6 protein-coding genes and 1 tRNA gene are annotated in these 9,231 nt (G+C 41.2%); 2 read left to right on the top strand and 5 right to left on the bottom strand.

Annotation, left to right across the window (positions count from 1 at the left end; genetic code table 11):
* Window positions 1-502 precede the first annotated feature (502 nt).
* Window positions 503-1,348 (bottom strand): HDOD domain-containing protein, encoded by an 846-nt coding sequence (locus tag Q8W26_RS11590; protein ID WP_101212432.1) that lies wholly within the window; start codon window positions 1,346-1,348, stop codon window positions 503-505.
* Between the two features lie 202 nt (window positions 1,349-1,550).
* Here Q8W26_RS11590 and Q8W26_RS11585 point away from each other — a divergent pair, with 202 nt between their 5' ends.
* Window positions 1,551-3,182 carry a GGDEF domain-containing protein gene (locus Q8W26_RS11585; RefSeq protein WP_305473426.1) on the top strand — a complete coding sequence of 544 codons (1,632 nt, stop codon included), beginning with the start codon at window positions 1,551-1,553 and terminating at the stop codon, window positions 3,180-3,182.
* Between the two features lie 105 nt (window positions 3,183-3,287).
* Window positions 3,288-3,378 (top strand) — tRNA-Ser (locus Q8W26_RS11580).
* Window positions 3,379-4,253: 875 nt separating this feature from the next.
* Here the strand turns inward: Q8W26_RS11580 and Q8W26_RS11575 are convergent.
* The 4 genes from Q8W26_RS11575 to Q8W26_RS11560 are packed head-to-tail and all read right to left on the bottom strand — an operon-like array spanning window position 4,254 to window position 9,229.
* Complete coding sequence (locus Q8W26_RS11575) at window positions 4,254-5,387, bottom strand: hypothetical protein (RefSeq protein ID WP_101212436.1); 1,134 nt, start codon at window positions 5,385-5,387, stop codon at window positions 4,254-4,256.
* Between the two features lie 31 nt (window positions 5,388-5,418).
* A complete protein-coding gene (locus Q8W26_RS11570) occupies window positions 5,419-7,518 on the bottom strand; it encodes a DUF3438 family protein (RefSeq protein ID WP_101212554.1) in 2,100 nt (699 codons plus the stop codon).
* A gap of 8 nt (window positions 7,519-7,526) precedes the next feature.
* Window positions 7,527-8,006 (bottom strand): hypothetical protein, encoded by a 480-nt coding sequence (locus Q8W26_RS11565; RefSeq protein WP_101212438.1) that lies wholly within the window; start codon window positions 8,004-8,006, stop codon window positions 7,527-7,529.
* A 2-nt stretch (window positions 8,007-8,008) separates the two neighbouring features.
* Window positions 8,009-9,229, bottom strand: coding sequence for a type II secretion system F family protein (locus Q8W26_RS11560; protein WP_101212440.1), 1,221 nt, complete (start codon window positions 9,227-9,229; stop codon window positions 8,009-8,011).
* Window positions 9,230-9,231: the final 2 nt, after the last annotated feature.

Raw genomic sequence — 9,231 nt, 5'->3', positions numbered from 1 at the left:
TAACATGAAAATGTTAGCGGGCTTTTTGCTTTCAGGTTAAAAAAATGCGTTAATAGCGCAGTTAGGGAGATTCAAATTCCTACCTCTGCGCCACTAATTTAGAGAAGCCTGCTAACATGAAAATGTTAGCGGGCTTTTTGCTTTCAGGTTAAAAAAATGCGTTAATAGCGCAGTTAGGGAGATTCAAATCTCTATCTCTCTGCCACTTATTTAGAAAAGCCCGTGAACATGAAAATGTTAGTGGGCTTTTTGCTTTCAGGTTAAAAAAATGTGTTAATAGCGCAGTTAGGGAGATTCAAATTTCTATCTCTCTGCCACTAATTTAGAAAAGCCCGTTAACATGAAAGTGTTAACGGGCTTTTGGCTTTTTAGGCTTAATTACCTTAAACACATCCGTCGTTCCGGTAGTGTTTTGAGCCGGAATCTCCTAACGAAACAAGATAAGCTCACTAACATGAAACATGTTAGTGAGATTTTTGCTTAAAAGCTGATATTAGAGTGTTTAGAACAATAGCGCGCTTGAAGGATTGAGAATGGATAAAAGCTCCAAACGCTCAACATTGCAAATATCTTTCGCTTCATCTAAAACATCATCATTAAGTGAAAAGTCTTTTATCTCTTGGAAGTTAATCACTTTACTATAAGGCTCATCTTCAAACTGGTGATTTTTAAACACGGCTCGTTTAGCGATGTATAGTAATTTAGATTCTAATGTCGCATCTTCATGAGTTAAGTCATCTTGTAACGCGATTGGGTGGGATATAGATAAAGGAAAACCCCATAATTCAAGTAAGCGCGCACCGCATTCGCCAAAACTAAAACCAACAGTGAGTCGTTGTTTTTCCCAAGGTAAGATACTGATGTCATCGCAAGCGCATTGATGTACTAATTTGCTATCATGCTGTTGGATAGTGAGCTCACCGAGGTTATGTAACAACCCTATAATGAATAAGCGCTCGGCATTTTTAAGGCCAAAACTTTGTCCTAAGTATTTAATCGTCAAGGCTGTATCTACGCTGGTAAACCAGAAATCATCGAGGTACTCATGGTCAACTTCAGGGCGGTTAAATGCTTTACTACTAAAAAAGGTGAGAACGAGACTATAAACTTCTTTGGTCCCTAAAATCATTATCGCTTTAGTAATGGTATCAACTTTGCCCGATGTTTTATAAATCGGGCTATTGGCTAACTTTAAAATGGTTGCTGTTAAGGCGGGATCTAAAATGATGACTTCACCGATTTCATCCATAGTCGAATCGTCACTTTCGAGTAATGATTTTATTCGAAAAAATGAGTCTTCTAAAACAAATACTTCATTGGCTGTTTTTGCATAATCTAATGCATTCATATTTTTAACCCCATAATGAGCGGTTTTACTGATAGAAAATAAAAGTGAGATATTGCGATAAGTATAGACCTTATTAGATTAAAACTAGAGATAAAACAAATTTATCACTACATTTAATGAACTCAAGTCTAAAATATCACGTATTTCGAGTTATATAGGTTATACTAATTTCTGCACATGTGTTTTCTAAGGATGGGGTTTGTTGAAATATTTACATTGTTTGTTAGCTGGTCCTTTGCTGTTTTTACTGTGTTTAGTCAGTTATGTCCCTCCCGTTTTTGCTCTTAATATTGATAGTCTACCGAAAGAACTTGAAAAGATTAGATTCCAAGTACGTTGGCATCATCAGTATCAGTTTGCAGGTTACTACGCAGCCAAGCATAAAGGTTTTTTTGCTGAAGCTGGTTTTGACGTCGAAATTATTGATGGCAGCCCCGAAAGACAACCTGTGACAGAAGTCCTTGCTGGACGCGCTGACTTTGCCGAAGGCAATAGTGAAGTGTTAATTAGTCGCTTACGTGGCGAGCCTATTATTGCCTTAGCAGCGATTTTTCAACAGTCACCATCTGTCCTTTTAACGCTTGCCGACTCCCATATAAATCATGCTTCTCAGCTAAAAGGTCATTCTGTGATGCTTGCTGGGAATGACGATGATGCTGATTTACTTGCTATGTTTAGCGTGGCTGGTTTATCTAAAAATGATATCAATGTTATCCCTAGTTCTTATGATATATCAGATTTAAGTAATGGTAGCGTAACAGCGTTTAATTCTTACTTAAGTAACGAGCCTTACTTTCTTGCTCTTCAAGACATTAAATACAACATAATAAAACCTCAAGATTATGGGATTAAGTTCTATAGCGATATTTTATTCACAACACAGGAACAGGTGAATAAAGATCCCAAAAGAGTCGAGCGATTCAAACAAGCGGTTTTAAAAGGATGGCGTTATGCCATTCATAATTCTGAAGAGATAATTAATATTATTTATACTCAATACAATGATGAAAAAACGCTAAACCATATGAGATATGAAGCATTAGCTATTAACGCACTAGTTCACTCTGAGATTTTACCTGTTGGCCATATTTTTGAACCTCGTATCGAGAAAATGGCTGATGTGTTTATCGAACAAGGAATGGTCAAAGATAAAACTCATTTAGATGGTTTTATTTTTGTCGCACCGCAAAAGTTTAGCCCAAAGTTATACTTTGGCTTTTTTGTCGCTGTGATTGTTACCTTACTATCGTTGCTTGTTGCGGGTTTATTTATAAAAATGAACTTTAAACTTAAATTGGAAATCTCCCGTAGAAAAGATTACCAAGAAAAATTACAACATTTAGCCGATACTGATGGGTTAACCCAATTACTCAATCGCCGAGCTTTTATGCGCCAATATCAACAACATGAAGCATTGGCCCGCCGCTATAATCAGACTTTTTGTCTAGCTCTTTTCGATCTGGATTTATTTAAAAATATCAATGATCAATATGGCCATGATGCTGGAGACCGAGTCTTATTGGCTGTTGCTGCGATTTTAAAAGACTCAATACGTGACTCTGATGTTTGTGCTCGCTTTGGTGGGGAAGAATTCATATGGCTTTTCCCTAATACCAGTTTAGCTCAGGCATTAAACTGTGTTGAAAGAGTACGTTTAGCTTTTGAAAATGAAGGGGTGACCTTAGATAATGAGCATGTGATTCAGTTTACCGCGTCTTTTGGTGTCATTCAGGGTGATAAAGAAGAACTTTGTGAGCTGCTCAACCATGTGGATCGTGCGTTATATAAAGCTAAAGCCGCAGGCCGAAATACCGTTCATGCAGAGGTCGCGTAATTATATATTTTTCATTTGTGTGTTTTATCGGCAGTCGTAACTAATAAGCCATCTTATTGCTTTACAAAACGAAATAACATCATTAATATGCGCTTCACCAGCTGCGGAGAGATGGCAGAGTGGTCGAATGCACCGGTCTTGAAAACCGGCATGGGTTAATAGCCCATCTAGGGTTCAAATCCCTATCTCTCCGCCACTTATTCTGTAAAAAGGCTATCTAATTATTTTAGATAGCCTTTTTCGTTTCAGTCTAAAAAGATTGGGTTAATAGCTCAGTTAGGGAGATTCAAATCCTTATCTCTCCGCCACTTATTCTGCAAAAAAGGTTATCTAATTATTTAGGTAGCCTTTTTTCGTTTCAGTCTAAAAAGATTGGGTTAATAGCTCAGTTAGGGAGATTCAAATCCTTATCTCTTCGCCACTTATTCTGCAAAAAAGGTTATCTAATTATTTAGGTAGCCTTTTTTCGTTTCAGTCTAAAAAACATTGGGTTAATAGCTTAGTTAGGGAGATTCAAATCCCTATCTCTTCGCCACTAATTTAGAAAAGCCCGTTAACATGAAAGTGTTGGCGGGCTTTTTGCTGTCAGGTACAAAACATTGGGTTAATAGCTCAGTTAGGGAGATTCAAATCCTTATCTCTCCGCCACTTATTCAGTAAAAAAGGTTATCTAATTATTTAGGTAGCCTTTTTTCGTTTCAGTCTAAAAAGATTGGGTTAATAGCTCAGTTAGGGAGATTCAAATCCTTATCTCTCCGCCACTAATTCTGTAAAAAGGCTATCTAATTATTTTAGATAGCCTTTTTTCGTTTCAGTCTAAAAAGATTGGGTTAATAGCTCAGTTAGGGAGATTCAAATCCTTATCTCTGCGCCACTTATTAAAAGAAAGCGTTACTTATTAATTTAAGTGGTGCTTTTTTTATTTTTAAGCCGTCGATATCATAAATGCATCCGTCATTCCGGCAGTCTTTTAGCCGGAATCTCGGGTTTGTTACCGATGGTGATTACTCTACGACAAGATCCTGAATAAAATATTTTTAGGACGACGATGCTGATGTCATCTTATAAGCGTCAGAACTTATAGCGAATGCCAAAATTAACGCCCTTTGACTGGCGCTTGACGCGAGTAAACTCTGCGCTGTTATTTGCGAACAATGCCTGATGGCTCTTGTCATTATCGGCCTGCCAGTCTTGGTAGTTGATTGATAGGGCAAGGGACGTTTGTGAGCTTAGTTGATAAAGCCCAGATAATTTTGCGACTGTGCCATGGCCTGTGGCTTTATGATTGCGCCTTTGCGGCGGGGCAATTTCAGGGTAGGCCATTAAATTCGTTGATGCGCTATAACTGGCATAGTGATGCTCAAGCGACATATTGAGCGAGAATGATTGAGATAATTGAAAGCGACTATCAAGCCCCAGCCAAGGGCCAAACCACGCTCCATCATCAGTGATGAAAGGCGTTGTTAAGCGTTGTGAGGCATAACGTAAGCCCATTTGTGGTCTGAGCTCAACAGTAGGAAAGCTTGACTGTTGTTGGATAGGAAACCAGCGATAATCGATTGATGTCGATAAAGCGAACATTGAACTGTTTTCAGCACTAGTAGCCTCTCCAAACGCTAGGTCGACATTGAATAACCAATCTGAGTTCAGTGAGGCATTAACACCTAAGTTGACGGTCGTGTTGTCTAGTGATTGTCTGATAACGTGAGGTTGGCTACTGGCTATCATCTGCTTGTTATTAAATAGCCACTGGAACTGCTCCTGTTGATGATCTAGCTTTAGGTAAACGTTTGTATTGATATTATCAAGGGGCTCTTTTTCATTGTCGCTGACTAAAGTTAGCTCATCAAAAATATGCATTTTAAGTGCGGGCACTTGATTATAGCGGCGCTGTGTTTGGTTGTTTGGTTCAATGTTAAACACGTGCATCTGTAATAAGGGGGTGGGCTGATGCTCACTAGTTGCAGCTTGGCCGCTAGAAGTATGGTCTGTAGAGGAATGGTGCTTAGAGGTATGGTGTTTAAATATGTGGGTTTTAAGCACAGGCGTAGCGCTGTATTCATTCTCCGCTGCGCTGCCGTTTGTAGACGAAAAAATATGTGTTTGTAACTGAGGGGACTCAGTCGTTGTATTCACCTTATCTTTTTTGTCATAGACATGAAGTTTCAGCGCTGCTTCAGCCGAGGTTACTGGTGTTAGTAACATCAGTGAAGCACCAACGAATATATATCTACCCTTAGCCACGATGAGCAAGGGACTCATCAAACGGTAATTCAGAGACTAAATATAAATAGGTTTTGTCATTGCGATTACCCTGTGGTGCTAAGTTGTTAACCTCGATTGACGACGCTAACCAGCGGCCGCTTATGTTCTGATAATCAACCGCTTGAAAGTGTGTTGATGTATTACTCACCTCAACCACGGTGACAAATAACGCACCATGTTGCCAACTTTCCAAGGCTTGAACGCTAAGACTGCGGTTATTCAATAGCTCCGTGATGTTGCTGTTGGTATACCGTGCTGGCATGTAATGCTCATTCTGGATACGCTGACCTGTGGGTGTACGCATCGAGTTCGCCGCATATTGACTCATTTTCAAATAAAGCTGTTGCTTTTGAGCTTGGCTTTGCGTCGAATTGGCAGGTTGTTTTTTGCCAATAAACTTGTTCTCAAAAGGTACAACGTCTGGGTGGCCTTGATTAAAATCACGGTAGAAGCGGTTGTCAGCACCACGGATTTTGTCACTGTCATCAGTTCTCGTGAGGATCCGTGGGGTGATTAGTAAGATAGTTTCCGTTTCTTGTTCACTTTCAATGGTACTTTTAAAAACGTGACCAATAATTGGGATCTCAGATAAGAAAGGGACCTTTTGAATATTACTTACTTTCTTATTTCTGATTAAACCGCCGACAGCTACGGTTAGGTTATTTTTAGCCACAACGGTACCAGTGAGCCTTGAAGAGTTGACAGTATCAATAGGTAAGTTTAGAACGCCACCTTCGCCATCCGCGATAGGTAGGGTGGTTCCTCCGGGTCTAACCTCCGAGCTTTCTTGTTCGAGGGTTAAGGCGACGGTACCATCGGTATTAATTTTAGGCACTATCCGCAGGGTGATCCCAATTTCTTGTAACTCAGTTTCTGTTTGAATATATGCGGGCGACACCACAAGGCCATTGTCAATCGTTGCTGGGTTAAAGGTGAAACCGCGCACTAACAGCGTTTCTTCTCCGATAAATAACTCGGCCTGACGATGATTAGACGCGAGTACCATCGGGTTTGATAGTACTTTTATGCGTCGATTTTTTTCTAAAAACTCGATGTTGGCACGTAATCGATTATTCAAAAACTCGTAGATCACTGAGCCGGAATTTGGCAGTGCATTATTACCGAGCTTAATCGGACGCACCGATTGATTGCTGCCACTAGACTCTAATTGAAAATCGAAAATTGAGGTAAAGTCTTCACCAAGTGTAATACTGACTATTTTCATCTCCAGCATGACCTGCGGAATTTCCATATCCATTTTTTTAACTAAATGAGCAATCGATTTAAGCACCGCACGGTCATCGGTACGCACTACAATCATGCTATGTTCGTTGTTAACCGTGATATAAATAGGTTGTGATTGTGCACTGATTTGCGCTAGTGCTTGATTATTCAGTGCACTTGAACCTTGCATTGCTAGGGATAAACGCTCAAATTGATCGACGGTTAATCGACTGGTATCAAATGAATTATTGTTAGCGCCTCGAGATGAACCATTATTGGAATTAGCCGATCGATTATCGCGGTTGGTGGAACGAGAGTTTCTAACCCCGCCAGAAGATTGGCGTGAGTTACTGTTGCTACTCGCGCGCGATGAACCTCCAGCGCCTCCTTCGACTTGCTCACCCAGCGATAAAATTACGCGGCTACCGTACAAGTCCTCAATGGATTTTGCAATAATTCTGACATTGGCGTTTCTTACTTTATAGATTTCAATGTGTTCGCTTTCGCGTACCACTAAGTCTTTGGCGTATTCTTCACGCGTCATCAAACGGAAGGTGTTGGTATCTTCGTCAAAGCGAAACCATAAGTCGGTAATGCGGCTAATCGACTTTAAGGCGTTTTCAACGGTGGTGTTTTTTAAATGAATGGTGACTTTTTTTTGCGTCGCCGCCGGCGTGGCGATGATGTTACTGCTTGATAACTCAGACAATGTCCGCACCACATCAATCAAGTCGGTATTATTAAACTCTAACTCTTTAACCTGAGTCGCCGCTGCCACACTAGGCGCTAGCGCGATGAAGCAACCGAGTGAAAAACATAATGATAAAATTAACGTTAACTGTTTCATCGCTGACATTACCTCTGAACTCTAATCGAACCGAGCATACCGGCCTCGACAGTGACACTAAAACGGGTGATTTTGGTGATACGAATAGCGCTGTTTGGCACCGTAGGGTCGATATTAATTTCATCACCTTCATGAATGATATAGGTACGGTTACCAGCAACCTCTAATAAGGCAACGGGTTTGTCGTCTGTCTTACCTATATAGCCGCGTAAGCGCATTTTCGGTAAATTGGCGTTAGAGGGTGAGCGCATAAAGCCATAACCTTCTGCACCCGAGGCACTGCCTTTGAGAGACATGGTGTCAAACATTAGCGAGCTTGGCGTAAACGGATCGCGGATTGACCTGATTGCTTCATATTGCTGCTGCGCATTGACTACATTGATTTGGTTGGCCTGGACTACTACCGGTGTGATAGACACTGCGACAAGCGCACCTAACCCTAAAGTGACTCGTTTTAACTGCGATTCTTTTGCTAAAAAAACATTCATTGTTAACCACCTACTAATGAAAATAGCGCTTGGAAAAACGCGTAATAAACAAAACCAACCATCACCCCAATCAATAAGATCATGGCGGGCTCAATTAACGCAGTCATGCGCTTAATGGCAATATCAAGCAAGTTTGCGTAATAACTGCCCATTTCTTTTAATACTTTATCGAGGCTACCGGTGCGCTCACCAACGGTTATCATCCTTGTCACCAATAATGGGATGCGTGGATGCTGTAAGCTAGTGGCGAGATCTTTACCCGTTAGCACCCGTTCAGCAGCGTCGTGCATTTTGTTTGAAAAGACCCGATTAGGGAGTAAATCTCCGGTGAGTTTTAATGATTGATAGACACTGACACCACTACCCAATAACGTTGATAACGCCCACGTTACTTGTCCCATGGACGCTGTGGTGATCATCGGGCCAATCACGGGTATGCGCAGCGATAGGTAGTCAATCAGCAAGCGGCCTTGTTTGATTTGATAAACCAGCAGCAATAACACAATAAACACAGCGGCTACGCCAAGTATCCACAGACCATGCTGTTGGGTGTAATTGGACATATCGATTAAGGTTTGCGTTGATGGCGGCAACGTTTTACCTTGGCCTAATAAAAAGTCAGCAAATTTGGGGATGATTTTAATCATCATAAATGCGGCGACACCGATGGCGGCGATGATCACAATCACTGGGTAAATCATCGCATTGGTCATTTGCGCGCGCAGTGCGGCTTTTTTCTCTAAATGGAGTGCCAATCGTTCCATAATGGTGTCTAAATCACCAATATTCTCACCCGCAATCACCAAGTTGATTGAAATATCAGGGAACACGTCAGGGTGCTTTTGCATGGCGGTGGAAAATGAGTGCCCCGACTCGATATCTTTGAGCATTAATTTGGTGGCTAAGCGTAAGCGTGCACTGCCGATTTGTTCATTGGTTAAGGTGAGTGACTCTGATACCGCTAAGCCTGCACGTAACATAAATGCCATTTGGCGAAAAAAGAAGATAAGCTCAGCAGGGGATACCGAACGCTGCGAGGCCAGCCAATCACTAAAGTTTTCTTGACCGCCAAATCCGCCTTGCATACGCGCCGGTTTTATTTCTAATACTCGTAAGCGTTGCTCACGCAGTGCTTCCATCGCGGCATTAATATTGGGTGCTTGCTGTTTGCCTTTGAGTTCACCGCCAGTTGCGGTTAATACAGTGTATGAAAAAGTAGGCATAA

The sequence above is a fragment of the Psychrobium sp. 1_MG-2023 genome (assembly GCF_030689115.1).
GTDB lineage: Bacteria > Pseudomonadota > Gammaproteobacteria > Enterobacterales > Psychrobiaceae > Psychrobium.
Note: the sequence above shows the minus strand (reverse complement) of the source record. Positions and strands in the feature narration are given on the sequence as shown.

Coding starts and splice junctions, on each gene's coding strand:
- Q8W26_RS11590 (WP_101212432.1), bottom strand. CDS start 1,348: ATGAATGCATTAGATTATGCAAAAACAGCCAATGAAGTATTTGTTTTA.
- Q8W26_RS11575 (WP_101212436.1), bottom strand. CDS start 5,387: ATGTTACTAACACCAGTAACCTCGGCTGAAGCAGCGCTGAAACTTCAT.
- Q8W26_RS11570 (WP_101212554.1), bottom strand. CDS start 7,518: ATGAAACAGTTAACGTTAATTTTATCATTATGTTTTTCACTCGGTTGC.
- Q8W26_RS11565 (WP_101212438.1), bottom strand. CDS start 8,006: ATGAATGTTTTTTTAGCAAAAGAATCGCAGTTAAAACGAGTCACTTTA.
- Q8W26_RS11560 (WP_101212440.1), bottom strand. CDS start 9,229: ATGCCTACTTTTTCATACACTGTATTAACCGCAACTGGCGGTGAACTC.